Consider the following 24487-nt stretch of genomic DNA (forward strand, 5'->3'; position numbering starts at 1 on the left):
ACCGCCGATGTTCCGCCGAGCCTTCTGGTTCACCGCAGGCGCCGCCGCCGGCGTGTGGGCCACCACCAAGGTCAACCGTCAGCTCAAGAAACTGACGCCGGAGAGCCTCGCCGCCCAGGCCGCCGACAAGGCAGTGGAGGCGGGGCACCGCCTCAAGGACTTCGCCCTCGACGTCAAGGCGGGAATGACGCAGCGCGAGGACGAGCTGAACGACGCACTGGGGCTGACCCAGGACCCCGATGCCCCCCACAACGTCACCGCCCTCCCCGGGCCGCGGCGGATGCGGGCCATCGGGCACGACAAGAACAACCACCGAACCAACCGCTCGGCGGTCACGTACAACCGGAATGAGGACCACTGATGGAGTCGGCTGAAATCCGCCGCCGCTGGCTGAGCTTCTTCGAGGAGCGCGGTCACACCGTTGTCCCTTCGGCGTCGCTCATCGCGGACGACCCGACTCTGCTGCTGGTGCCCGCGGGCATGGTGCCGTTCAAGCCGTACTTCCTGGGTGAGGTCAAGCCGCCCGCGTCCACGCTCACCAGCGTGCAGAAGTGCGTCCGCACCCCGGACATCGAAGAGGTCGGCAAGACCACCCGCCACGGCACGTTCTTCCAGATGTGCGGCAACTTCTCGTTCGGCGACTACTTCAAGGAAGGCGCCATCAAGTACGCCTGGGAGCTGCTCACCAGCTCCGTGGCGGACGGCGGCTACGGCCTGGAGCCCGAGAAGCTCTGGATCACCGTCTACCTCGACGACGACGAGGCCGAGCAGATCTGGCGCGACGTCATCGGCGTCCCCGCCGAGCGGATCCAGCGCCTGGGCAAGAAGGACAACTTCTGGTCCATGGGCGTCCCCGGCCCCTGCGGCCCGTGCTCGGAGATCAACTACGACCGCGGACCCGAATTCGGCGTCGAGGGCGGCCCGGCCGTCAACGACGAGCGTTACGTGGAGATCTGGAACCTGGTCTTCATGCAGTACGAGCGCGGCGCGGGCGACGGGAAGGAGGACTTCCCGATCCTCGGCGACCTGCCGTCGAAGAACATCGACACCGGCCTCGGCCTGGAACGTCTCGCCATGATCCTGCAGGGCGTGCAGAACATGTACGAGACCGACACCCTGCGCGTGGTCATGGACAAGGCCACCGAACTCACCGGCGTGCGGTACGGCGCCGAAAAGGGCACGGACGTCTCGCTGCGCGTGGTCGCCGACCACATCCGCACCTCCGCCATGCTCATCGGCGACGGCGTCACCCCCGGCAACGAGGGCCGCGGCTACGTCCTGCGCCGCATCATGCGCCGCGCCATCCGCAACATGCGCCTCATGGGCGCCACCGGCCCGGTCGTCCAGGACCTCATCGGCGTCGTCGTGGACACCATGGGTCGGCAGTACCCGGAGCTGGTCACCGACCGCAAGCGCATCGAGACCGTCGCGCTCGCCGAGGAGGCCGCCTTCCTCAAGGCCGTCAAGGGCGGCACGAACATCCTCGACACCGCCGTGACGGAGACCAAGGCCGCCGGCGGCACGATCCTCTCCGGTGACAAGGCGTTCCTGCTCCACGACACCTGGGGCTTCCCGATCGACCTCACCCTGGAGATGGCCGCCGAGCAGGGCCTCGCCGTGGACGAGTCCGGCTTCCGCCGCCTGATGCAGGAGCAGCGCGACCGCGCCAAGGCCGACGCCAAGGCCAAGAAGACCGGCCACGCCGACATGTCGGCGTACCGCGAGATCGCCGACGGCTCCGGCGCCACCGAGTTCACCGGCTACGCCACCACCCAGGGCGAGTCCACCATCGTCGGCCTGCTGGTCAACGGCGTCTCCTCGCCGGCCGCCACCGAGGGCGACGAGGTCGAGGTCGTCCTCGACCGCACCCCCTTCTACGCCGAGGGCGGCGGCCAGCTCGCCGACCAGGGACGGATCCGGCTCGACTCCGGCGCAGTGATCGAGATCCGCGACGTCCAGCAGCCGGTCCCCGGTGTCTCCGTGCACAAGGGCTCCGTCCAGGTCGGAGAGGTGACGGTCGGCGCCTCCGCGTACGCCGCCATCGACATCCACCGCCGCCGGGCCATCGCCCGTGCCCACTCGGCCACCCACCTGACGCACCAGGCCCTGCGCGACGCGCTCGGCCCGACGGCCGCCCAGGCCGGCTCCGAGAACTCTCCCGGTCGCTTCCGCTTCGACTTCGGCTCGCCGAACGCCGTCCCCGGTTCGGTCCTCACCGACGTCGAGCAGAAGATCAACGACGTGCTGTCGCGCGAGCTCGACGTCACCGCCGAGATCATGAGCATCGACGAGGCGAAGAAGCAGGGCGCCATCGCCGAGTTCGGCGAGAAGTACGGCGAGCGCGTGCGCGTCGTCACCATCGGCGACTTCTCCAAGGAGCTGTGCGGCGGTACGCACGTCGGCAACACCGCCCAGCTGGGCCTGGTGAAGCTGCTCGGCGAGTCCTCCATCGGTTCCGGCGTGCGCCGCGTCGAGGCCCTGGTGGGCGTGGACGCGTACAACTTCCTCGCCAAGGAGCACACGGTCGTCGCCCAGCTCCAGGAACTGGTCAAGGGCCGTCCCGAGGAGCTCCCGGAGAAGATCGCCTCCATGCTCGGCAAGCTTAAGGACGCCGAGAAGGAGATCGAGAAGTTCCGCGCGGAGAAGGTCCTCCAGGCCGCCGCCGGTCTCGCGCAGAACGCCCAGGACATCCACGGCGTCGCCCTCGTCGTCGGCCAGGTGCCGGACGGCACCGGCGCCGACGACCTGCGCAGGCTCGTCCTCGACGTGCGCGGCCGCATCCAGGGCGACCGCCCGGCCGTGGTGGCCCTGTTCACCGTGGCCAACGACCGCCCGCTGACCGTCATCGCCACCAACGAGGCGGCCCGCGAGCGCGGCCTCAAGGCCGGCGAGCTGGTCCGCGCGGCCGCCAAGACCCTCGGCGGCGGTGGCGGCGGCAAGCCCGACGTCGCCCAGGGCGGGGGCCAGAACGCGGCCGCGATCCCGGAGGCCATCGGCGCCGTCGAGCGCCTCGTGGTCGAGACGGCCTGACGATGACACTGCGCCGCGGCCGCCGACTGGCCGTAGACGTCGGGGAAGCCCGGATCGGGGTCGCCTCCTGCGACCCCGACGGGGTCCTGGCCACACCGGTGGAAACCGTCCCGGGCCGGGACGTTCCGGCCGCCCACCGGCGGCTGCGGCAGCTCGTCGCGGAGTACGAGCCCCTGGAGGTCGTCGTCGGTCTGCCCCGTTCGCTCAGCGGACGGGAGGGCCCGGCAGCGGCCAAGGTGCGCACCTTCGCGAACGAGCTGGCCAAGGGCATCAAACCGGTGACGGTCCGGCTGGTGGACGAGCGGATGACCACGGTCACCGCCGCCCAGGGACTGCGGGCTTCCGGCAGGAACGCCAAGAAAGGCCGTTCGGTCATCGACCAGGCGGCCGCGGTGGTGATTCTGCAGAACGCATTGGAGACCGAACGGGTATCAGGTAATCCGCCCGGTGAGTGCGTCGAAGTGGTTGTCTGATCGCGATACGGTAACGTTCCGCGAAATGAGACGGCATTCGAACAGCCGTCGCCACCACTAAAGAGGCGGAACCGGGTGTCGCGGCCGACGAAAGGCCGTGGCCTTCGTCTCGCGGCTCTAGGGGACCGATGACTGAGTATGGCCGGGGCGGCGGCTCCGAACCGTGGCACCCCGAGGATCCCCTTTACGGGGACCAGGGGTGGACCGCGCACCAGGCCCAGCAGGGTCAGGTGCCGTACGGCGGCGCACCGCAGCAGCAGGCGCCGCAGTACCAGGAGCAGGTACCCCCGTACCCGTACCCGGAGCAGCAGGTACCGCAGTACCAGGGAGGTCCGCAGCAGTACCAGGACCCCCAGTACCAGGAACCGCAGTACCAGCAGCAGTACGCCGCCGCCCCGTACCCCCAGTACGCGGAGCAGCAGCAGGGCTGGGCCCCGCAGCACCCCGGTGTCCAGCAGCAGGCCCAGCCCCAGCAGCAGGCCCAGCAACCGGTCCAGTCGCAACAGCCGGTGTACGACGCCCAGGGCTGGGACACCGGCCAGGGCCAGTACGCGGCGGCAGCCGTGCAGGCCGACCCCTACGCGGTGGCCGACCCGTACGCGCAGCAGGCCGTCGCCGGCTACTCCGGTGAGGCCCCCGACCTGTACACCACCGAGGGCGCCTACCCGCCGCCGCAGCCGCCCGGCAGACGGCACCTGGAGCCGGAGCCGGTCGACGAGCCGGAGGAGGAGTCCGAGGACGGGCTGCTCGCCGCGGGCGGCGGGGGCGACGACGACGAGCCGCGCGGTCGCAGGGGCGATCGCAAGGGCGGCGGCGGCAAGAAGACCAAGGAAAAGAAGCGCAGCGGCACCGCCTGCCTGATCGCGGCCGTCGTCATCGTCGGTGTCATCGGCGGTGGCGGCTACTACGGCTACAGCTACATCAAGGAGCGGTTCGCCACGGCCGCCGACTTCGCGGGCGAGGGCAGCGGCGAGGCGATCGACGTGGAGATCCCCCAGGGGTCCACCGTCGCTCAGATCGGCAACATCCTGAAGAAGAACGGCATCGTCGCGAGCGTCGACGCGTTCACGGCCGCCGCCGGTGCCAAGGGCAAGGCGATCCAGCCGGGCGTCTACCCGCTCAAGAAGAAGATGTCGGCCTCGGCCGCCGTCGCCGTCATGCTGGACCCGAGCAAGCTGAACGTGCTCACCGTGCCGGAGGGCAAGCGGACCTACGAGGTCTACGAGCTCATCGACAAGCGCCTCGGGAAGCAGGCCGGCACCACCGAGGAGATCGCCAAGCGCGATGCCAAGAACCTCGGTCTGCCCGCCTGGGCCGGCAACAACCCCAAGCTCATCGACCCGCTGGAGGGCTTCCTCTTCCCGGCGCGCTACGACATCGGTAAGGACAGCACGCCCGAGACGATCCTCCGGCAGATGGTCAAGAACGCGTCCGACAAGTACACCGAGCTGGGCGTCGAGGGCAAGGCCAAGGAACTCGGCCTGGAGAACCCGCTCCAGGTGATCACGGTCGCCAGCCTCGTCAACGCCGAGGGCAAGCACCACGAGGACTTCCGGAAGATGTCCGAGGTCGTCTACAACCGCTTGAAGAAGACGAACGACGTCACCAACCAGAAGATCGAGTTCGACTCGACCTACAACTACATCAAGCGCACCAGCCACCTGAACTTCAACATCAAGGAAGCCAGGGCGCTCGACCACCCCTACAACACGCACTTCGTCAAGGGACTGCCCCCCGGTCCGATCGGGAACCCCGGCGAGGAAGCGTTGAGCGCCACGCTCAACCCCGACCACGGCGGTTGGATGTTCTTCGTGTCGGTCGACAGCAAGACGACGACCTTCACCAAGACCTACGAGGAGCACCAGAAGCTGGTGGACGAGTTCCTCGCGCGGCAGAACCAGAAGAACGGCGGATAGGCACGACATGTCACGGATACGGGCCGCGGTGCTGGGTTCGCCCATCGAGCACTCCCTCTCACCGGTGCTGCACCGCGCCGCCTACCGGGAGCTCGGCCTCGACGACTGGTCCTACGACCGCTTCGAGATCGACGAGGCCGCCCTCCCGGCGTTCGTGGGCGGCCTCGGCCCCGAGTGGGCCGGGCTGTCGCTGACGATGCCGCTCAAGCGGGCGATCATCGCGCTGCTCGACGGCGTCAGCGACACCGCGGCCTCGGTGGAGGCGGTCAACACGGTCGTCCTGACCGAGGACGGCCGTCGCCTCGGCGACAACACCGACATCCCGGGCATCATCGCGGCCCTGCACGAGCGGGGCGTCGAGAAGGTGCCCGCCGCGGCCGTCCTCGGAGCGGGCGCCACCGCCTCCTCGGCGTTGGCCGCCCTCTCCCGGATCTGCACGGGCGAGGTCACCGCGTACGTCCGCTCGCGCGCCCGCGCCGAGGAGATGCACCGGTGGGGCGACCGGCTCGGCGTACCCGTACGCACCGCGGACTGGTCGGACGCGGCCGAGGCGCTCGACGCACCGCTGGTCATCGCGACCACCCCGGCCGGTACGACGGACTCCCTGGCGGCGTCCGTCCCCGAGGGCGCCGGGACGCTCTTCGACGTCCTCTACGACCCCTGGCCGACCGCTCTGGCGGCGGCCTGGTCCGCGCGCGGCGGCCAGGTCATCGGCGGCCTGGACCTGCTGGTCCACCAAGCGGTGCTCCAGGTCGGCGCGATGACCGGCCGCCCCGGACCGCTCGCGGCGATGCGCGCCGCGGGCGAGCGGGCCCTCGCCCGGCGCTAGACGGCCCGGTCCCCCCCCTCGCCGACGGATCCGGTCCGGCTCCGGCCGGCCGGGCGTTCACCTGACGGACGAAGCGTCCGATAGCTGGACCGGGGCCCGATACATCGCTCCGGACATGGGAGGATCGGGTACGGCGGGTCAGGGCCGCGCACCCGATCGCGCCATCGCTGTGCCAGGCGCGAGCATGAGGAGCATCGTTGAGCAGGTTGCGTTGGCTGACCGCAGGAGAGTCGCACGGACCGGCACTGGTCGCGACGCTGGAGGGTCTTCCCGCCGGCGTCCCGGTCACCACCGAGCTGGTGGCCGACCACCTGGCCCGGCGCCGGCTCGGCTATGGCCGCGGTGCCCGGATGAAGTTCGAGCAGGACGAGATCACCTTCCTCGGCGGCGTCCGGCACGGCCTGTCCCAGGGCTCCCCGATCGCGGTCATGATCGGCAACACCGAGTGGCCCAAGTGGGAGACCGTGATGTCGGCCGACCCGGTCGACCCGTCGCTGCTCAAGGAGACCGGCCGCAACGCGCCGCTCACCCGCCCGCGCCCCGGCCACGCCGACCTCGCGGGCATGCAGAAGTACGGCTTCGACGAGGCCCGGCCGATCCTGGAGCGCGCCAGCGCCCGTGAGACCGCCGCCCGCGTCGCCCTCGGCGCCGTCGCCCGCTCCTTCATCAAGGAGGTCGCCGGCATCGAGATCGTCTCCCACGTGGTGGAACTGGCCGCGGCCAAGGCCCCGTACGGCGTCTACCCGACCCCCGCCGACGTCGACAAGCTCGACGCCGACCCGGTGCGCTGCCTCGACGCCGACGCGAGCAAGGCGATGGTCGCCGAGATCGACCAGGCCCACAAGGACGGCGACACCCTCGGCGGCGTCGTCGAGGTCCTCGCCTACGGCGTGCCCGTCGGCCTCGGCTCGCACGTCCACTGGGACCGCCGTCTCGACGCGCGCCTCGCCGCCGCCCTCATGGGCATCCAGGCCATCAAGGGCGTCGAGGTCGGCGACGGCTTCGACCTGGCCCGCGTGCCCGGCTCGAAGGCCCACGACGAGATCGTCTCCACGCCCGAGGGCCTCAAGCGGACCTCCGGCCGCGCCGGCGGCACCGAGGGCGGTCTGACCACCGGTGAACTGCTGCGCGTACGGGCCGCGATGAAGCCCATCGCGACCGTGCCGCGGGCGCTGGCCACCGTGGACGTGGCGACCGGAGAGGCGACGGTGGCCCACCACCAGCGCTCCGACGTCTGTGCCGTCCCGGCGGCGGGCATCGTCGCCGAGGCCATGGTCGCCCTCGTCCTCGCCGACGCCGTGGTGGAGAAGTTCGGCGGCGACTCGGTCCCCGAGACCCGCCGCAACGTCCGCTCCTACCTCGACAACCTGCAGATCCGGTGACGGGCGGACCACTGGTCGTCCTCGTCGGCCCCATGGGGTCCGGCAAGTCCACGGTGGGAGGCCTGCTCGCCGAACGGCTGGGCGTCCCCTACCGGGACACGGACGCCGACATCGTCGCCGCCCAGGGCCGGGAGATCTCCGACCTGTTCGTCGACGAGGGCGAGCCGTACTTCCGTGCGCTGGAGCGGCGGGCCGTCGCGGCCGCCGTCGCCGAGCACGCCGGAGTCCTCGCCCTCGGCGGCGGCGCCGTCCTCGACGAGGGCACCCGCGGCCTGCTCGCCGGACTGCCCGTCGCCTACCTGTCGATGGACGTCGAGGAGGCCGTGCGCCGCGTCGGCCTCGGCGCCGCCCGACCGCTGCTCGCCGTCAACCCGCGCCGCCAGTGGCGCGAGCTGATGGAGGCCCGGCGCCCCCTGTACACCGAAGTCGCGCGCGTCGTGGTGGCCACCGACGACCGCACCCCCGAAGAGGTCGCCCAGGCGGTCCTCGACGCTCTGGAGTTGAAGGACGTATGACAGACCAGGTGACGCGGATCAACGTCGGCGCGAGCGCCGGGCACGACGCGTACGACGTGCTGGTCGGCCGGCAGCTGCTCGGCGAGCTGGGCAGCCTGATCGGCACGAAGGCACAGCGGGTCGCGGTGATCCACCCCGAGGCGCTGGCCTCGACCGGTGAGGCGCTGCGGGACGACCTGGCGGCGCAGGGCTACGAGGCCGTCGCCATCCAGGTGCCGAACGCCGAGGAGGCCAAGACCGTCGAGGTCGCCGCGTACTGCTGGAAGGCGCTCGGTCAGTCCGGCTTCACCCGTACCGACGTGATCGTCGGCGTGGGCGGCGGCGCCACCACCGACCTCGCGGGCTTCGTCGCGGCCACCTGGCTGCGCGGGGTGCGATGGATCGCGGTTCCGACCACCGTCCTGGCGATGGTCGACGCGGCCGTCGGCGGCAAGACCGGCATCAACACCGCCGAGGGCAAGAACCTCGTCGGCTCGTTCCACCCGCCGGCCGGTGTGCTCTGCGACCTGGCGGCGCTGGACTCGCTGCCGGTCAACGACTACGTCAGCGGCCTCGCCGAGATCATCAAGGCCGGTTTCATCACCGACCCGGTGATCCTCGACCTGATCGAGGAGGACCCGCAGGCGGCCCGCACGCCCGCCGGCCCGCACACCGCCGAGCTGATCGTCCGCTCGATCCGGGTCAAGGCCGACGTGGTCTCCAGCGACCTCAAGGAAGCCGGACTGCGGGAGATCCTCAACTACGGCCACACCCTCGCGCACGCCATCGAGAAGAACGAGCGCTACAAGTGGCGCCACGGCGCGGCCGTTTCCGTCGGCATGGTCTTCGCCGCCGAACTCGGCCGGCTCGCCGGGCGCCTCGACGACGCGACCGCCGACCGGCACAAGGCCGTGCTGGCCTCCGTCGGACTGCCGCTGACCTACCGCGGCGACCAGTGGCCCAAGCTGCTGGAGACGATGAAGCTCGACAAGAAGTCCCGCGGCGACCTGCTGCGCTTCATCGTGCTCGACGGGCTCGGCAAGCCGACCGTCCTGGAAGGCCCCGACCCGGCCGTGCTGTTCGCCGCCTTCGGCGAGGTCGCGGCGTGAGGCGGGTACTCGTCCTGAACGGCCCGAACCTGGGTCGGCTCGGGTCCCGCGAACCCGACGTGTACGGGGCCACCTCGTACGCCGGACTCGTCGAGAGCTGCCGCGCCCTGGGCACGGAGCTCGGCTTCGACGTGGAGGTCCGCGAGACCAACGACGAGGGCGAGATGGTCCGCTGGCTGCACGAGGCGGCGGACGACAAGACCCCGGTCGTGATCAACCCGGGTGCCTTCACGCACTACTCGTACGCCATGCGGGACGCGGCGGCGCAGCGCACCGCGCCGCTCATCGAGGTGCACATCTCCAACCCGTACGCCCGCGAGGAGTTCCGGCACACCTCGGTCATCGCGGCCGTGGCGACCGGCACCGTGGCGGGCTTCGGCCTGGGCTCCTACCGGCTGGCGCTCCGTGCGCTGGCGGAAGAGGTCACGGCCTGAGATAACGTTCTCGCATCAGTCGCCTGAACGAGACGGAGTGGCGCGGATGCAGCACGGAGTGGGGGGCTGGGGTCCGCCGGGACAACACCCGGCGGCGCCCCCGCAGCCGCCGATACCCCCGGCGCAGGGCTGGCCGGTGACCCCGGTGCCCGACGCCACGGGACACGTCCCGCTGCCCCCGGCCGTGCCCGCGCCGGCCGGGCCGCCCCCGCCCGGCACGGGCGGGGCCACCCTCGCGGTGCTGCTCATCGGCCCGGCGGGCGCGGGGAAGACCACCGTGGCCCGGCACTGGGCGGGCACCCGCCCCGTGCCGACCGCGCACATCAGCCTGGACGACGTCCGCGAATGGGTCTGCTCGGGCTTCGCGGACCCGCAGACCGGCTGGAACGAGCACTCCGAGGCCCAGTACCGCCTCGCCCGCCGCACCTGCGGGTTCGCCGCCCGCAACTTCCTGGCCAACGGCATCTCCTGCATCCTCGACGACGCCGTCTTCCCCGACCGGCCGGTGGTGGGGCTCGGGGGCTGGAAACGGCACGTGGGCCCCGGGCTGCTGCCCGTGGTGCTGCTGCCGGGCCTGGAGATCGTCCTGGACCGCAACGCCGCCCGATCGGGCAACCGCAGGCTCTCCGACGAGGAAGTCGCCCGCATCCACGGCCGGATGGCCGGCTGGTACGGATCCGGCCTGCCGATCATCGACAACTCCCACCTCGATGTGGAGGGCACCGCCCGCGCCCTCGACGAGGCCCTCGCACGGGCCCTGGCCACCCCCGGGACCTGGTAGCCCGGCCGCCCGGGCCGGGAACGGGCGGGGACGGCCGGGAGGGGGACGGGAGCGGTACGGGGGTCGGGGCGCGCCGCCCGGCCCCGTGCGGACGCGCTCGCCGGGCCGGATGGGCCGGGCGCTCGTACGCTCGAAGACATGTCAGACGTGTACGCGGCCCGCAGGGGCCTGCTCCGCGACCGCTGCGCAGCGGCGGGCAACTCAGCCGCCCTGATCACGCGTCCGGCGAACGTCCGCTACCTCACCGGGGCGTCCCCGCTGGACGCCGTCCTGCTGGTCGGACCGGCCGAGGACGTGATGTTCTGCGCGGGCGCCCCCACCGGCGAGGCCGACGAGGGGCGTCTGGACGAACACCTGCGGCTCTCCGTACTGCCGAGCCCCGGTGCGGACCCCGCGGTGGCCGCGGCCGACATGGCGGCGTCCGTGCGGGCGGAATCCCTCGCCGTCGAGGAACACCACCTGACCGTCGGCCGGCACCGCGCCCTGCACTCCGTCGCGCCCCGGCTGCGCCTGGCCGACCTCGGATCGGCGGTGGAACAACAGCGGCTGGTCAAGGACGAGGACGAGATCGCCTGCCTGCGGATCGCCGCCGAGATCGCCGACCAGGCCCTCGGGGAACTGCTGGAGTCGATCCTCGTCGGCCGGACCGAGCGCCACCTCGCCCTGGAGCTGGAACGGCGCCTCGTCGACCACGGCGCCGACGGGCCCGCCTTCCCGACCTCCGTCGGCACCGGCCCGCACTCCGGGCGCTCCCGGCACCGGCCGTCCGACCGGCGGGTGGAGGAGGGCGACTTCCTCTCCGTCTGCCTGGGCGCGAACTACCGCGGCTACCGTTGCGAGATCGGCCGCACCTTCGTGATCGGCACCACCCCGGCCGACTGGCAGATCGAGCTCTACGACCTCGTCTTCGCCGCCCAGCGGGCCGGCCGGGAGTCCCTGCTGCCGGGCGCCGCGTACCGTGACGTCGACCGCGCGGCGCGCTCCGTACTGGACTCCGCGGGGCACGGCGAGGCCCTCGCCGGGTGGATGGGACACGGGGTCGGTCTCGAAATCGACGAGGACCCGCAGCTTGCACCTACGGCAATGGGTAAACTGGACGCTTGCGTGCCGGTCACCGTCGAACCGGGGGTTCACCTCCCGGGCCGGGGAGGTGTCCGGATCGATGACACGCTCGTCGTGCGCCCCGAGGCGGACGGCGGTCCCGAGCTACTCACCATTACGACCAAGGAGCTGCTCGCGCTCTAGCCCGCGTTGCCGGGCCGGGAGTGCGCACCCTTGGTCTTCCAGTGCAGGAGATTCCGCAACCGTGGCTTCCACGAACGACCTCAAGAACGGCATGGTGCTCAAGCTCGACGGTGACCAGCTCTGGTCCGTCGTCGAGTTCCAGCACGTCAAGCCCGGCAAGGGCCCGGCCTTCGTGCGCACCAAGCTCAAGCACGTGCTCTCCGGCAAGGTCGTCGACAAGACCTTCAACGCCGGCACGAAGGTCGAGACGGCCACCATCGACCGCCGTGACATGCAGTTCTCGTACATGGACGGCGAGTACTTCGTCTTCATGGACATGAGCACCTTCGACCAGCTGATGGTCGACAAGAAGGCCGTCGGCGACGCCGCCAACTTCCTGATCGAGGGCTTCACCGCCTCCGTGGCCCAGCACGAGGGCGAGGTGCTCTACGTCGAGCTGCCGGCCGCCGTCGAGCTCGTCATCGAGCACACCGACCCGGGCGTCCAGGGCGACCGCTCCACCGGCGGCACCAAGCCCGCCAAGCTGGAGACCGGTCACGAGATCCAGGTCCCGCTCTTCGTCACCACGGGCGAGAAGATCAAGGTCGACACCCGCACGAGCTCCTACCTCGGCCGGGTGAACAGCTAACCGTGGCTGCCCGGAGCAACGCGCGCAAGCGCGCTTTCCAGATCCTCTTCGAGGCCGACCAGCGCGGTGTTCCCGTGCGCGAGGTCCTCGCGGACTGGATCCGCCACTCGCGGTCGGACGACCGGCAGCCGTCGGTCGCCGCCTTCACGATGGATCTCGTCGAGGGTTACGCCGATAAGGTGAACCGGATCGACGATCTGATCATCACCTACGCCGTGGACTGGGAGCTCGACCGCATGCCGGTCGTCGACCGGAACATCCTGCGGCTGGGTGCCTACGAGCTGATCTGGGTCGACGAGACCCCGGACGCCGTGGCCATCGACGAGGCCGTCCAGCTCGCCAAGGAGTTCTCCACGGACGACTCCCCGTCGTTCGTGAACGGGCTCCTCGGCCGCTTCAAGGACCTCAAGCCGAACCTGCGCCGCAGCGAGAGCTGAGGCGCGGCACCGCGCTCACGGAAGGGCCCGCAGCGAACGCGCTGCGGGCCCTTCCGTTGGTCGTGGGCGGGGCCGCTGCCCGGCCCACGACGCGGACGTGAAAAAGCCGGTGGGTGCCGGGCCCCCATCGGGACCCGGCACCCACCGGTAAACGTTTCTGCTGGGCCGGGACGGCCCCGGGGACTAGACGTCCTCGTGTGCCACCGCGCGCCGCGCGTCGGCGTCCAGTACGCCCCAGCTGATCAGCTGCTCGGTCAGGACCGAGGGGGACTGGTCGTAGATGACGGCCAGGGTGCGCAGGTCGTCCTGGCGGATCGACAGCACCTTGCCGTTGTAGTCGCCGCGCTGGCTCTGGATCGTGGCGGCGTAACGCTGGAGCGGGCCGGCCTTCTCGGCGGGCACGCCCGCCAGGCGCTCCAGGTCGAGGCGCAGCTTCGGCGGCGGCTCGGCCGCTCCGCCGGGAGTCGTACCCGGAAGCAGCTCCTGCACCGGCACCCCGTAGAAGTCGGCCAGCTCGGCAAGACGCTGGACGGTCACGGCGCGGTCCCCGCGCTCGTAGGAACCGACCACCACGGCCTTCCACCGGCCCTGGGACTTCTCCTCGACACCGTGGAGGGAAAGGCCCTGCTGGGTGCGGATGGCCCGGAGCTTGGCCCCGAGCTGTTTGGCGTATTCGCTGGACATAACGCTCCCGGACGCTGTGACGCTGTGACGACATTGGACAACGTGCGGCTCCGCCGCGCGGCTGGTAACTCACTGTGAGGTTACGCAGCGTTACGTGGATGCGTCAAGCCGAATGCTCGGCGGCACCCACCCGGGAGGGGCTCGGCCCGGGTCCGGTGCGGGCCCCCGCGCGGGCCCCTGCTACGGTGGAGGACGTACGTCAGACGTCCTTTAAGGTCCGTCCCGTGAGGCGGAGAAGGAGGTCCTTTTCATGGACACCCAGCTTTCCCCGCCCGACCAGAACCCGATGCGCCCCGTCCTGGACGCCCAGGACATCGCCCGGGTCCTGACGCGCATCGCCCACGAGATCGTCGAACGCGCCAAGGGCGCCGACGACGTGGTCCTCCTCGGCATTCCGACCCGCGGTGTCTTCCTCGCCCGCCGGCTGGCCGAGAAGCTCGAAGAGATCACCGGTACCAAGATTCCGGTCGGCTCCCTCGACATCACCATGTACCGCGACGACCTGCGTCTGAAGCCCGCCCGGGCGATCGGCCGCACGGAGATCCCCGGCGACGACATCGACGGCCGCCTCGTGATCCTCGTCGACGACGTGCTCTTCTCCGGCCGCACCATCCGCGCCGCCCTCGACGCCCTCGGCGCGATCGGCCGCCCGCGCGCCGTGCAGCTCGCGGTCCTCGTCGACCGCGGCCACCGCGAGCTGCCCATCCGCGCCGACTACGTCGGCAAGAACCTCCCCACGTCGCTGCGGGAGACCGTCAAGGTCCAGCTCCAGGAGGAGGACGGCCGAGACGCCGTACTGCTCGGCCAGCGGACCGCCCAGGCAGCCGGACAGCAGTAGCGCCCACCGGTCCGGGTCCCCGCGCAGCGGGGTCCGTACCGCGGTTCGCCCTGCCCGTACCCCGGCGCGCCCGCCAGCCCGCCCTCCCTCCCGACCTACGGAGCCATCCAGATGAAGCGCCACCTCATCTCGGCCGCCGACCTCACCCGCGACGACGCCGTCCTGATCCTCGACACCGCCGAGGAGATGGCCCGCGTCGCGGACCGGCCGATCAAGAAGCTGCCCACCCTGCGCGGCCTCACGGTCGTCAACCTCTTCTTCGAGGACTCGACCCGCACCCGGATCTCCTTCGAGGCCGCCGCCAAGCGGCTGTCCGCGGACGTCATCAACTTCTCCGCCAAGGGTTCGTCCGTTTCCAAGGGCGAATCCCTGAAGGACACGGCGCTGACCCTGGAGGCCATGGGCGCGGACGCCGTGGTCATCCGCCACCACGCCTCCGGCGCCCCCTACCGGCTCGCGACCTCCGGCTGGATCGACTCCGCCGTGGTCAACGCCGGCGATGGCACCCACGAGCACCCCACCCAGGCCCTGCTGGACGCCTTCACCATGCGCCGCCGCCTGGTCGGCCGCGACGCCGGGCTCGGCAAGGACCTCTCCGGTCGCCGGATCACGATCGTCGGCGACGTCCTGCACAGTCGGGTCGCCCGCTCCAACGTCCTGCTGCTCCACACGCTGGGCGCCGAGGTCACCGTGGTGGCCCCGCCCACGCTGGTGCCGATCGGCGTCGAGAGCTGGCCCTGCGAGGTCTCGTACAACCTCGACGAGGTGCTGCCGAAGTCCGACGCGGTCATGATGCTGCGTGTGCAGCGCGAACGCATGAACGCCGCCTTCTTCCCGACCGAGCGCGAGTACTCCCGCCGGTACGGGCTCGACGGCGAGCGGATGGCCCGGATGCCCGAGCACGCCATCGTCATGCACCCCGGCCCGATGAACCGCGGCATGGAGATCACCGCCCAGGTCGCCGACTCCGACCGCTGCACGGCCGTCGAGCAGGTCGCCAACGGTGTCTCCACCCGGATGGCCGTCCTGTACCTGCTGCTCGGAGGCTCCGAGCCCGCCGTCACCACCACCCCCGCCGCCGCCCGTACCGAGGAGAGCAAGTAACCATGAGCAAGATCCTTATCCGTGGCGCGAAGGTACTCGGTGGCGAGGCACAGGACGTCCTGATCGACGGCGAGACCATCGCCGAGGTCGGGCGGGACCTGTCCGCCGAGGGCGCGACCGTCATCGAGGCCGCGGGGCAGGTCCTCCTGCCGGGTCTCGTCGACCTGCACACCCACCTGCGCGAGCCCGGCCGCGAGGACAGCGAGACCGTGCTGACCGGCACCCGCGCCGCGGCCTCCGGCGGCTTCACCGCCGTGTTCGCCATGGCGAACACCTTCCCGGTCGCCGACACCGCCGGCGTCGTCGAGCAGGTGTGGCGCCTGGGCAAGGAGTCCGGCTACTGCGACGTGCAGCCCATCGGCGCCGTCACCGTCGGCCTGGAGGGCAAGCAGCTCTCCGAGCTGGGCGCCATGCACGACTCCGCCGCCCGCGTCACCGTCTTCTCCGACGACGGCAAGTGCGTCGACGACGCCGTGATCATGCGCCGAGCCCTGGAGTACGTGAAGGCCTTCGGCGGCGTCGTCGCCCAGCACGCCCAGGAGCCCCGCCTCACCGAGGGCGCCCAGATGAACGAGGGCATCGTCTCGGCCGAGCTCGGCCTCGGCGGCTGGCCGGCCGTGGCGGAGGAGTCGATCATCGCCCGCGACGTCCTGCTCGCCGAGCACGTCGGCTCCCGCGTGCACATCTGCCACCTCTCCACCGCCGGCTCCGTCGAGATCGTCCGCTGGGCCAAGTCCCGCGGCATCGACGTCACCGCCGAGGTCACCCCGCACCACCTGCTCCTCACCGACGAGCTCGTCCGCTCGTACAACGCGGTCTACAAGGTCAACCCGCCGCTGCGCACCGAGCGCGACGTGCTGGCCCTGCGCGAGGCGCTCGCCGACGGCACGATCGACATCGTCGCCACCGACCACGCCCCGCACCCGCACGAGGACAAGGACTGCGAGTGGGCCGCGGCCGCCATGGGCATGGTCGGCCTGGAGACCGCGCTGTCCGTCGTCCAGCAGACGATGGTCGAGACCGGACTGCTCGACTGGGCGGGCGTCGCGGAGCGGATGTCCTTCGCCCCGGCGCGCATCGGTGGCCTGGAGAACCACGGGCGACCCGTCTCGGCAGGTGAACCCGCGAACCTGACCTTGGTCGATACCTCGTACCGTGGTGTCGTGGACCCCGCACACTTCGCCTCCCGCAGCCGCAACACGCCTTACGAGGGCCGTGAGCTGCCGGGGCGCGTCACTCATACCTTCCTGCGGGGCCGGGCAACGGTCGTGGACGGGAAACTGGCGTGACACCTGCAGTAATCCAACTGGCCGCAGAGGCTGCCGAGCGACAGTCGGCCGAGGTGACGGACTGGGGCGCCCGCATCGCGTGGGTGATCGGTCTGCTCGTCTTCATCGCGTTCGTGTACTGGCTGATGCGGCAGGGCTGGAAATGGCGCGGCGCACTGCAGAGCGATCTGCCGGAGCTGCCCGTCGCACCCGACGGACTCCCCGAGCACCGGCTGGCGCTCACCGGCCGCTACCACGGTTCGACCACCGCCGGGCAGTGGCTGGACCGGATCGTCGCCCACGGTCTGGGCGTCCGCAGCCGGGTCGAGCTCACGCTCACCGACGCGGGCCTGGACGTGGTCCGACCGGGTGCCACCGACTTCTTCGTACCGGCCGCGCAGCTGCGCGGCGCCCGCCTCGACAAGGGAATCGCGGGCAAGGTACTCACCGAGGGCGGTCTGCTCGTCGTCACATGGGCGCACGGCGACAAGCTGATCGACTCCGGATTCCGCTCCGACCGCGCGGCCGAACACGCCGCCTGGGTTCGAAGCATCGACACGCTAGTAACACAGAACTCATCCATCACGACGGAAGGCGCCGAACGATGACGACCTCCACCAGGGGAGCAGCCAAAGCTCCCGCCGTACTCGTCCTGGAGGACGGTCGCATCTTCCGCGGCCGTGCCTACGGCGCTGTGGGGGAGACCTTCGGCGAGGCCGTGTTCTCCACCGGAATGACCGGTTACCAGGAAACCCTCACCGACCCGTCGTACCACCGGCAGGTCGTCGTGATGACCGCCCCGCACGTGGGCAACACCGGCGTCAACGACGAGGACCCCGAGTCCTCCCGCATCTGGGTCGCCGGCTACGTCGTGCGCGACCCCGCCCGCGTCCCCTCCAACTGGCGCTCGCGGCGCTCGCTGGACGAGGAGCTCGTCAAGCAGGGAGTCGTCGGGATCTCCGGCATCGACACCCGCGCCCTGACCCGCCACCTGCGCGAGCGCGGCGCCATGCGCGTCGGCATCTTCTCCGGCGACGCCTGGACGGGCGTGCGCGACGAGACGCTGCTGGCCCGCGTCAAGGAAGCCCCGCAGATGAAGGGCGCCAACCTCTCCGCCGAGGTCGCCACCAAGGAGACGTACGTCGTCCCCGCCATCGGCGAGAAGAAGTTCACCGTCGCCGCGATCGACCTCGGCATCAAGGGCATGACCCCGCACCGGATGGCCGAGCGCGGCATCGAGGTGCACGTGCTGCCCGCCACCGCCACCGTCGAGGACGTGTACGCGGTCAACCCGGACGGCGTGTTCTTCTCCAACGGCCCGGGCGACCCGGCCACCGCCGACGGACCCGTCGCCGTCATGCAGGGCGTCCTCGCCCGCAGGACGCCGCTGTTCGGCATCTGCTTCGGCAACCAGATCCTGGGCCGCGCGCTCGGCTTCGGCACCTACAAGCTGAAGTACGGCCACCGCGGCATCAACCAGCCGGTCCAGGACCGCACCACCGGCAAGGTCGAGGTCACCGCGCACAACCACGGCTTCGCCGTCGACGCGCCCCTCGACAAGGTGTCCGAGACCCCCTACGGCCGCGCCGAGGTATCCCACGTCTGCCTGAACGACCAGGTCGTCGAAGGCCTCCAGCTGCTCGACCAGCCGGCCTTCTCCGTCCAGTACCACCCCGAGGCGGCCGCCGGCCCGCACGACGCCGCGTACCTCTTCGACCGTTTCGTGAATCTGATGGAGGCCGAGCGTGCCTAAGCGCACCGATATCCAGTCCGTCCTGGTCATCGGCTCCGGCCCGATCGTCATCGGCCAGGCAGCCGAGTTCGACTACTCCGGTACCCAGGCCTGCCGCATCCTCAAGGCCGAGGGCCTGCGGGTCATCCTGGTGAACTCCAACCCGGCGACGATCATGACCGACCCGGAGATCGCCGACGCCACGTACGTCGAGCCGATCACCCCCGAGTTCGTCGAGAAGATCATCGCCAAGGAGCGCCCCGACGCGCTCCTGCCCACCCTCGGCGGCCAGACCGCGCTCAACACCGCGATCTCCATGCACGAGCAGGGTGTGCTGGAGAAGTACGGCGTCGAGCTCATCGGCGCCAACGTCGAGGCCATCAACAAGGGCGAGGACCGCGAGCTCTTCAAGGGCGTCGTCGAGGCCGTCAAGGCCAAGATCGGCTACGGCGAGTCCGCCCGCTCGGTCATCTGCCACACGATGGACGACGTCATCGAGGGCGTCGACACCCTCGGCGGCTACCCCGTCGTCGTCCGCCCCTCCTTCACCATGGGCGGCGCCGGCTCCGGCTTCGCCCACGACGAGGACGAGCTGCGCCGCATCGCCGGCCAGGGCCTCACGCTCTCCCCGACCACCGAGGTGCTCCTGGAGGAGTCCATCCTCGGCTGGAAGGAGTACGAGCTGGAGCTGATGCGCGACACCAAGGACAACGTCGTCGTCGTCTGCTCCATCGAGAACTTCGACCCGATGGGCGTCCACACCGGCGACTCCATCACCGTCGCCCCGGCGATGACGCTCACCGACCGCGAGTACCAGCGGCTGCGCGACATCGGCATCGCGATCATCCGCGAGGTCGGCGTCGACACCGGCGGCTGCAACATCCAGTTCGCGATCGACCCGACCGACGGCCGCGTCATCGTCATCGAGATGAACCCGCGCGTCTCGCGCTCCTCGGCGCTCGCCTCGAAGGCCACCGGCTTCCCGATCGCCAAGATCGCCGCCAAGCTGGCCATCGGCTACACGCTCGACGAGGTCCCCAACGACATCACCGAGAAGACGCCGGCCTCCTTCGAGCCGTCCCTCGACTACGTCGTCGTCAAGGCCCCGCGCTTCGCCTTCGAGAAGTTCCCGCTGGCCGACGCCACCCTCACCACCACCATGAAGTCGGTCGGCGAGGCCATGGCCATCGGCCGCAACTTCACCGAAGCCCTGCAGAAGGCCCTGCGCTCGCTGGAGAAGAAGGGCTCGCAGTTCACCTTCGTCGGCCCCACCGGCGACAAGGAGGAGCTGCTCGCCACCGCGGTCCGCCCCACCGACGGCCGCATCAACACCGTCATGCAGGCCATCCGCGCCGGCGCCACCCAGGAAGAGGTCTTCGAGTACACGAAGATCGACCCCTGGTTCGTCGACCAGCTCTTCCTCATCAAGGAGATCGCGGACGACCTGGCCGCCGCCGAGAAGCTCCGGCCGGAACTGCTCGCCGAGGCCAAGCGCCACGGCTTCTCCGACCACCAGATCGCGGAGATCCGCGGCCTGCGCGAGGACGTCGTCCGCGAGGTCCGGCACGCCCTGGGCGTCCGCCCGGTCTACAAGACGGTCGACACCTGCGCCGCCGAGTTCGCCGCGAAGACCCCGTACTTCTACTCGTCCTACGACGAGGAGTCCGAGGTCGCCCCGCGCACCAAGCCCGCGGTGATCATCCTGGGCTCCGGCCCGAACCGCATCGGCCAGGGCATCGAGTTCGACTACTCCTGCGTCCACGCCTCCTTCGCGCTCAGCGACGCCGGCTACGAGACCGTGATGGTCAACTGCAACCCCGAGACCGTCTCGACGGACTACGACACCTCCGACCGCCTGTACTTCGAGCCGCTCACGCTCGAAGACGTGCTGGAGATCGTCCACGCCGAGTCGCTGGCCGGCCCCATCGCCGGTGTCATCGTCCAGCTCGGCGGCCAGACCCCCCTCGGCCTCGCCCAGGCCCTCAAGGACAACGGCGTCCCCGTCGTCGGCACCTCCCCGGAGGCCATCCACGCTGCCGAGGACCGCGGCGCCTTCGGCCAGGTCCTCGCCGACGCCGGCCTGCCGGCCCCCAAGCACGGCACGGCCACCACCTTCGCGGGTGCCAAGGCCATCGCCGACGAGATCGGCTACCCGGTCCTGGTGCGCCCCTCGTACGTGCTCGGCGGTCGCGGCATGGAGATCGTCTACGACGAGACCCGGCTGGAGTCGTACATCGCCGAGTCCACCGAGATCTCCCCGACCCGCCCCGTGCTGGTCGACCGCTTCCTCGACGACGCCATCGAGATCGACGTCGACGCCCTCTACGACGGCACCGAGCTCTACCTCGGCGGCGTCATGGAGCACATCGAGGAAGCCGGCATCCACTCCGGCGACTCGGCCTGCGCCCTGCCCCCGATTACTCTCGGCGGGCACGACATCAAGCGCCTGCGCGCCTCCACCGAGGCGATCGCCAAGGGCGTCGGCGTCCGCGGCCTGATCAACATCCAGTTCGCGATGGCCGGCGACATCCTCTACGTCCTGGAGGCCAACCCGCGCGCCTCCCGGACCGTCCCCTTCACCTCGAAGGCGACCGCCGTCCCGCTCGCGAAGGCCGCCGCCCGCATCTCGCTCGGCACCACCATCGCCGAGCTGCGCGAAGAGGGCATGCTGCCCAGGAACGGCGACGGCGGCACCCTGCCGCTCGACGCGCCGATCTCCGTCAAGGAGGCCGTCATGCCGTGGTCGCGCTTCCGCGACATCCACGGCCGCGGCGTCGACACGGTCCTCGGCCCGGAGATGCGCTCCACCGGCGAGGTCATGGGCATCGACTCCGTCTTCGGCACGGCGTACGCCAAGTCGCAGGCCGGGGCCTACGGCCCGCTGCCCACCAAGGGCCGCGCCTTCATCTCCGTCGCCAACCGCGACAAGCGCACGATGATCTTCCCGGCGCGCGAGCTCGTCGCCCACGGCTTCGAGCTGATGGCCACCTCCGGCACGGCCGAGGTGCTGCGCCGCAACGGCATCAACGCCACCGTCGTGCGCAAGCTCAGCGAGGGCGAGGGCCCGGACGGCGAGAAGAACATCGTCCAGCTGATCCACGACGGCCAGGTCGACCTGATCGTCAACACCCCGTACGGCACCGGTGGCCGCCTCGACGGCTACGAGATCCGCACGGCGGCCGTGGCGCGCAGCGTCCCGTGCCTGACGACGGTCCAGGCGCTCGCCGCCGCCGTCCAGGGCATCGACGCGCTCAACCGCGGCGACGTGGGCGTGTGCTCCCTCCAGGAGCACGCGGAGCGACTGACCGCGGCCCGCGACTAACACCCGTACAGCCCGGACACGGGAGGGGGGACACCGGTTTCACGACGGGTGTCCCCCTTTCCATGAGCGCAGAGGGATCCTCTCGACGATGTACAAGCTCTTCTTCAACCTGGTCTTCAAGCGGATGGACCCGGAGCAGGCCCACTACGCGGCCTTCCGCTGGATCCGCCTCGCCGCCCGCACCCCCGTCCTGCGCACCTTCGTCGCGGCCGCGCTCGCCCCCCGCCACGAGGAGCTCCGCACCGAGGCCCTCGGCCTGCGGATGCACGGCCCCTTCGGCCTCGCCGCCGGCTTCGACAAGAACGCCGTCGCCATCGACGGGATGTCGATGCTCGGCTTCGACCACGTCGAGATCGGCACGGTCACCGGCCTGGCCCAGCCCGGCAACCCCAAGAAGCGGCTGTTCCGCCTCGTCGCCGACCGGGCCCTGATCAACCGCATGGGCTTCAACAACGAGGGCTCCGAGGCCGTCGCCGAACGCCTCGCGGCCCGCAACCCGGTCTTCCGGACCGTCGTCGGCGTCAACATCGGCAAGACCAAGGTCGTCCCCGAGGCCGAGGCCGCCGCCGACTACGTCCTGTCCACCGAGCGCTTGGCCCGCCACGCGGACTACCTCGTGGTCAACGTCTCCTCGCCGAACACCCCGGGCCTGCGCAACCTCCAGGCGACCGAGTCGCTGCGCCCGCTGCTCACCGCCGTCCGCGAGGCCGCCGACCGGGCGGTCACCGACCGGCGGGTCCCGCTCCTGGTCAAGATCGCGCCCGACCTGGCGGACGAGGACGTCGACGCGGTCGCCGACCTCGCCCTGGAGCTCGGCCTGGACGGCATCATCGCCACGAACACCACCATCGCCCGCGAGGGGCTGGGCCTGAAGTCCTCCCCGACCCTGGTGAAGGAGACCGGCGGACTGTCCGGGGCGCCGGTCAAGGAGCGCTCCCTGGAGGTCCTGCGCCGCCTGTACGCGCGCGTCGGCGACCGGATCGTCCTGGTGGGCGTGGGCGGCATCGAGAACGCCGAGGACGCCTGGCAGCGCATCCTCGCGGGCGCCACCCTGATCCAGGGCTACAGCGCCTTCATCTACGAGGGCCCGTTCTACGCCCGCGCCATCCACAAGGGCCTGGCCGCACGCCTGGCCAACAGCCCGTACGCGACCCTGGCCGAGGCCGTGGGCGCCGAGACCCGGAAGGCCGCGCTGTGAGCCCCCTGACCCCCGTGATCCCCTTCGGAACCCGTCTGCGCGCCGCCATGGACGCGCGGGGTCCGCTGTGCGTCGGCATCGACCCGCACGCCGCCCTGCTGGCCTCCTGGGGCCTGGCCGACGACATCGCGGGCCTGGAGCGGTTCTCCCGCACCGTCGTGGAGGCCCTCGCGCAGGAGGTCGCCGTCTTCAAGCCGCAGGCCGCCTTCTTCGAACGGTTCGGCTCCCGCGGCGTCGCCGTGCTGGAGAAGACCGTCGCGGACGCGCGCGCGGCCGGGACCCTGGTCGTGATGGACGCCAAGCGCGGGGACATCGGCTCGACGATGGCCGCCTACGCCGCCGCCTTCCTGGACCCGTCCTCGCCGCTGTTCTCGGACGCCCTGACGGTGTCCCCCTACCTCGGCTACGGCTCGCTGAAGCCGGCCGTCGACCTGGCGCGGGAGTCCGGCGCGGGCCTGTTCGTCCTCGCCCTCACCTCCAACCCGGAGGGCGCCGAGGTCCAGCGGGCGCTGCGCGAGGACGGCCGCACCATCGGCGCGACGATGCTGGCGCACCTGGCGGCGGAGAACGCCGGATCCGAGCCGATGGGCTCCTTCGGCGCGGTGGTCGGCGCCACCCTCGGCGACCTGTCGTCCTTCGACCTCGACATCAACGGTCCGCTGCTGGCCCCCGGCATCGGCGCCCAGGGCGCGACGGCCGCCGACCTGCCGGCCGTCTTCGGCCGGGCCGTCGGCAACGTCGTGCCGAACGTCTCGCGGGGCGTCCTGAAGCACGGCCCGGACGCGGCGGCCCTGCGCGCCGCCGCGAAGGGCTTCGCCGACGAGGTCCGCGCGGCCGTCGCCGGGTAGCGCGCCGGGAGCAATCGGGACCGACGGGGCCGGACCGCTTTGCCGCGGCCGGCCCCGTCGGCGTTCCCGGGTGGGCAAGGTCACGTACGGCCGTCCCGGGACGCGGAATCGAGTGCTTCGCGGGCGCCGCCGACCGGGTCCGTGGCACGGCCTGACGAAATTCGAACGTCTTTCCTCGGACAAAACCGGGGTACTTTGTCCGTGATGTACGGTTCAGTGGAGGCTGACCAGGACTTTTCGTCCGTTCTCGCTGACTGGAGCGGCCTTGGCCGCTAGTCTCCGACCAGAGTGAACGAGCAGCGAACGATTTTCGTCGCTGTTCGGGGGCTCGCCCGGCGTGGTGCCCAAGGGCTCCGTGCCGGTCCGTATCCGACAGTTCGACATCCGAGGTGACGTAGGCGTGGCTCTTCCGCCCCTTACCCCTGAACAGCGCGCAGCAGCGCTCGAAAAGGCCGCCGCGGCTCGCCGGGAGCGGGCCGAGGTGAAGAATCGACTCAAGCACTCCGGCGCCACTCTCCACGACGTCATCAAGATGGGTCAGGAGAACGACGTCATCGGCAAGATGAAGGTCTCCGCCCTTCTGGAGTCGCTGCCCGGCGTCGGCAAGGTCCGCGCCAAGCAGCTCATGGAGCGCCTCGGCATCTCCGAGTCCCGGCGTGTCCGAGGTCTCGGTTCCAACCAGATCGCCTCTCTGGAGCGCGAGTTCGGCGGTAGCAACGCCTGAGGCGTTGCCCG

23 protein-coding genes are annotated in these 24487 nt (G+C 71.0%); 22 read left to right on the plus strand and 1 reads right to left on the minus strand.

Annotation, left to right across the window (positions count from 1 at the left end):
- Window positions 1-7: 7 nt before the first annotated feature.
- The 13 genes from ACFY0I_RS23090 to nusB all read left to right on the plus strand — a co-directional run bounded on the left by ACFY0I_RS23090 (window position 8) and on the right by nusB (window position 12758).
- The gene (locus tag ACFY0I_RS23090; RefSeq protein ID WP_388898866.1) at window positions 8-361 is read left to right on the plus strand and encodes a DUF6167 family protein; all 354 of its coding nucleotides are present in this window, start codon (window positions 8-10) and stop codon (window positions 359-361) included.
- A complete protein-coding gene (alaS, locus tag ACFY0I_RS23095; RefSeq protein WP_388898869.1) occupies window positions 361-3030 on the plus strand; it encodes an alanine--tRNA ligase in 2670 nt (889 codons plus the stop codon). The genes ACFY0I_RS23090 and alaS overlap by 1 nt, the downstream gene beginning before the upstream one ends.
- A gap of 2 nt (window positions 3031-3032) precedes the next feature.
- Complete coding sequence (gene ruvX / locus ACFY0I_RS23100) at window positions 3033-3503, plus strand: Holliday junction resolvase RuvX (protein WP_362883395.1); 471 nt, start codon at window positions 3033-3035, stop codon at window positions 3501-3503.
- 128 nt (window positions 3504-3631) lie between these two features.
- A complete protein-coding gene (mltG, locus tag ACFY0I_RS23105) occupies window positions 3632-5419 on the plus strand; it encodes an endolytic transglycosylase MltG (RefSeq protein ID WP_388898872.1) in 1788 nt (595 codons plus the stop codon).
- Window positions 5420-5426: 7 nt separating this feature from the next.
- On the plus strand, window positions 5427-6248 hold the full coding sequence (locus ACFY0I_RS23110; RefSeq protein WP_388898875.1) for a shikimate dehydrogenase: 822 nt from the start codon (window positions 5427-5429) through the stop codon (window positions 6246-6248).
- Between the two features lie 197 nt (window positions 6249-6445).
- The gene (gene aroC, locus ACFY0I_RS23115; protein WP_385571947.1) at window positions 6446-7630 is read left to right on the plus strand and encodes a chorismate synthase; all 1185 of its coding nucleotides are present in this window, start codon (window positions 6446-6448) and stop codon (window positions 7628-7630) included.
- The gene (locus tag ACFY0I_RS23120; RefSeq protein WP_388898879.1) at window positions 7627-8145 is read left to right on the plus strand and encodes a shikimate kinase; all 519 of its coding nucleotides are present in this window, start codon (window positions 7627-7629) and stop codon (window positions 8143-8145) included. The genes aroC and ACFY0I_RS23120 overlap by 4 nt, the downstream gene beginning before the upstream one ends.
- On the plus strand, window positions 8142-9233 hold the full coding sequence (aroB, locus tag ACFY0I_RS23125) for a 3-dehydroquinate synthase (RefSeq protein ID WP_388898882.1): 1092 nt from the start codon (window positions 8142-8144) through the stop codon (window positions 9231-9233). Before ACFY0I_RS23120 ends, aroB begins: the two co-directional genes overlap by 4 nt.
- Window positions 9230-9667 (plus strand): type II 3-dehydroquinate dehydratase, encoded by a 438-nt coding sequence (gene aroQ, locus ACFY0I_RS23130; RefSeq protein ID WP_388898885.1) that lies wholly within the window; start codon window positions 9230-9232, stop codon window positions 9665-9667. Before aroB ends, aroQ begins: the two co-directional genes overlap by 4 nt.
- A gap of 46 nt (window positions 9668-9713) precedes the next feature.
- A complete protein-coding gene (locus ACFY0I_RS23135) occupies window positions 9714-10448 on the plus strand; it encodes an AAA family ATPase (protein WP_388898888.1) in 735 nt (244 codons plus the stop codon).
- Between the two features lie 138 nt (window positions 10449-10586).
- The gene (locus ACFY0I_RS23140; protein WP_388898891.1) at window positions 10587-11693 is read left to right on the plus strand and encodes an aminopeptidase P family protein; all 1107 of its coding nucleotides are present in this window, start codon (window positions 10587-10589) and stop codon (window positions 11691-11693) included.
- 61 nt (window positions 11694-11754) lie between these two features.
- Window positions 11755-12321 (plus strand): elongation factor P, encoded by a 567-nt coding sequence (gene efp, locus ACFY0I_RS23145; RefSeq protein ID WP_281205779.1) that lies wholly within the window; start codon window positions 11755-11757, stop codon window positions 12319-12321.
- Between the two features lie 2 nt (window positions 12322-12323).
- Window positions 12324-12758: a transcription antitermination factor NusB gene (gene nusB, locus ACFY0I_RS23150; protein ID WP_362883375.1), complete on the plus strand. Its 435-nt coding sequence runs from the start codon at window positions 12324-12326 to the stop codon at window positions 12756-12758.
- 183 nt (window positions 12759-12941) lie between these two features.
- Here the strand turns inward: nusB and bldD are convergent, their stop codons facing one another.
- Window positions 12942-13442: a transcriptional regulator BldD gene (gene bldD, locus ACFY0I_RS23155; protein ID WP_030026184.1), complete on the minus strand. Its 501-nt coding sequence runs from the start codon at window positions 13440-13442 to the stop codon at window positions 12942-12944.
- Window positions 13443-13692: 250 nt separating this feature from the next.
- On the opposite strand from bldD, the gene pyrR reads away from it, so the two are divergent.
- The 9 genes from pyrR to mihF all read left to right on the plus strand — a co-directional run bounded on the left by pyrR (window position 13693) and on the right by mihF (window position 24476).
- Complete coding sequence (pyrR, locus tag ACFY0I_RS23160; RefSeq protein WP_388898895.1) at window positions 13693-14280, plus strand: bifunctional pyr operon transcriptional regulator/uracil phosphoribosyltransferase PyrR; 588 nt, start codon at window positions 13693-13695, stop codon at window positions 14278-14280.
- A gap of 111 nt (window positions 14281-14391) precedes the next feature.
- On the plus strand, window positions 14392-15384 hold the full coding sequence (locus ACFY0I_RS23165; RefSeq protein WP_362883372.1) for an aspartate carbamoyltransferase catalytic subunit: 993 nt from the start codon (window positions 14392-14394) through the stop codon (window positions 15382-15384).
- Window positions 15385-15386: 2 nt separating this feature from the next.
- Entirely contained in the window at window positions 15387-16673 is a 1287-nt protein-coding gene (locus ACFY0I_RS23170; protein ID WP_388898898.1) for a dihydroorotase, read from the plus strand.
- Complete coding sequence (locus tag ACFY0I_RS23175; RefSeq protein ID WP_384002247.1) at window positions 16670-17260, plus strand: hypothetical protein; 591 nt, start codon at window positions 16670-16672, stop codon at window positions 17258-17260. The genes ACFY0I_RS23170 and ACFY0I_RS23175 overlap by 4 nt, the downstream gene beginning before the upstream one ends.
- On the plus strand, window positions 17257-18405 hold the full coding sequence (gene carA / locus ACFY0I_RS23180; protein WP_388898901.1) for a glutamine-hydrolyzing carbamoyl-phosphate synthase small subunit: 1149 nt from the start codon (window positions 17257-17259) through the stop codon (window positions 18403-18405). The genes ACFY0I_RS23175 and carA overlap by 4 nt, the downstream gene beginning before the upstream one ends.
- On the plus strand, window positions 18398-21706 hold the full coding sequence (carB, locus tag ACFY0I_RS23185; protein ID WP_388898904.1) for a carbamoyl-phosphate synthase large subunit: 3309 nt from the start codon (window positions 18398-18400) through the stop codon (window positions 21704-21706). The genes carA and carB overlap by 8 nt, the downstream gene beginning before the upstream one ends.
- 88 nt (window positions 21707-21794) lie before the next feature.
- On the plus strand, window positions 21795-22904 hold the full coding sequence (locus ACFY0I_RS23190; RefSeq protein ID WP_388898906.1) for a quinone-dependent dihydroorotate dehydrogenase: 1110 nt from the start codon (window positions 21795-21797) through the stop codon (window positions 22902-22904).
- A gap of 5 nt (window positions 22905-22909) precedes the next feature.
- On the plus strand, window positions 22910-23752 hold the full coding sequence (pyrF, locus tag ACFY0I_RS23195; RefSeq protein WP_388899178.1) for an orotidine-5'-phosphate decarboxylase: 843 nt from the start codon (window positions 22910-22912) through the stop codon (window positions 23750-23752).
- 400 nt (window positions 23753-24152) lie between these two features.
- Window positions 24153-24476: an integration host factor, actinobacterial type gene (gene mihF / locus ACFY0I_RS23200; RefSeq protein WP_281205769.1), complete on the plus strand. Its 324-nt coding sequence runs from the start codon at window positions 24153-24155 to the stop codon at window positions 24474-24476.
- Window positions 24477-24487: the final 11 nt, after the last annotated feature.

Source organism: Streptomyces sp. NPDC001568 (assembly GCF_042893755.1).
Lineage (GTDB): Bacteria > Actinomycetota > Actinomycetes > Streptomycetales > Streptomycetaceae > Streptomyces.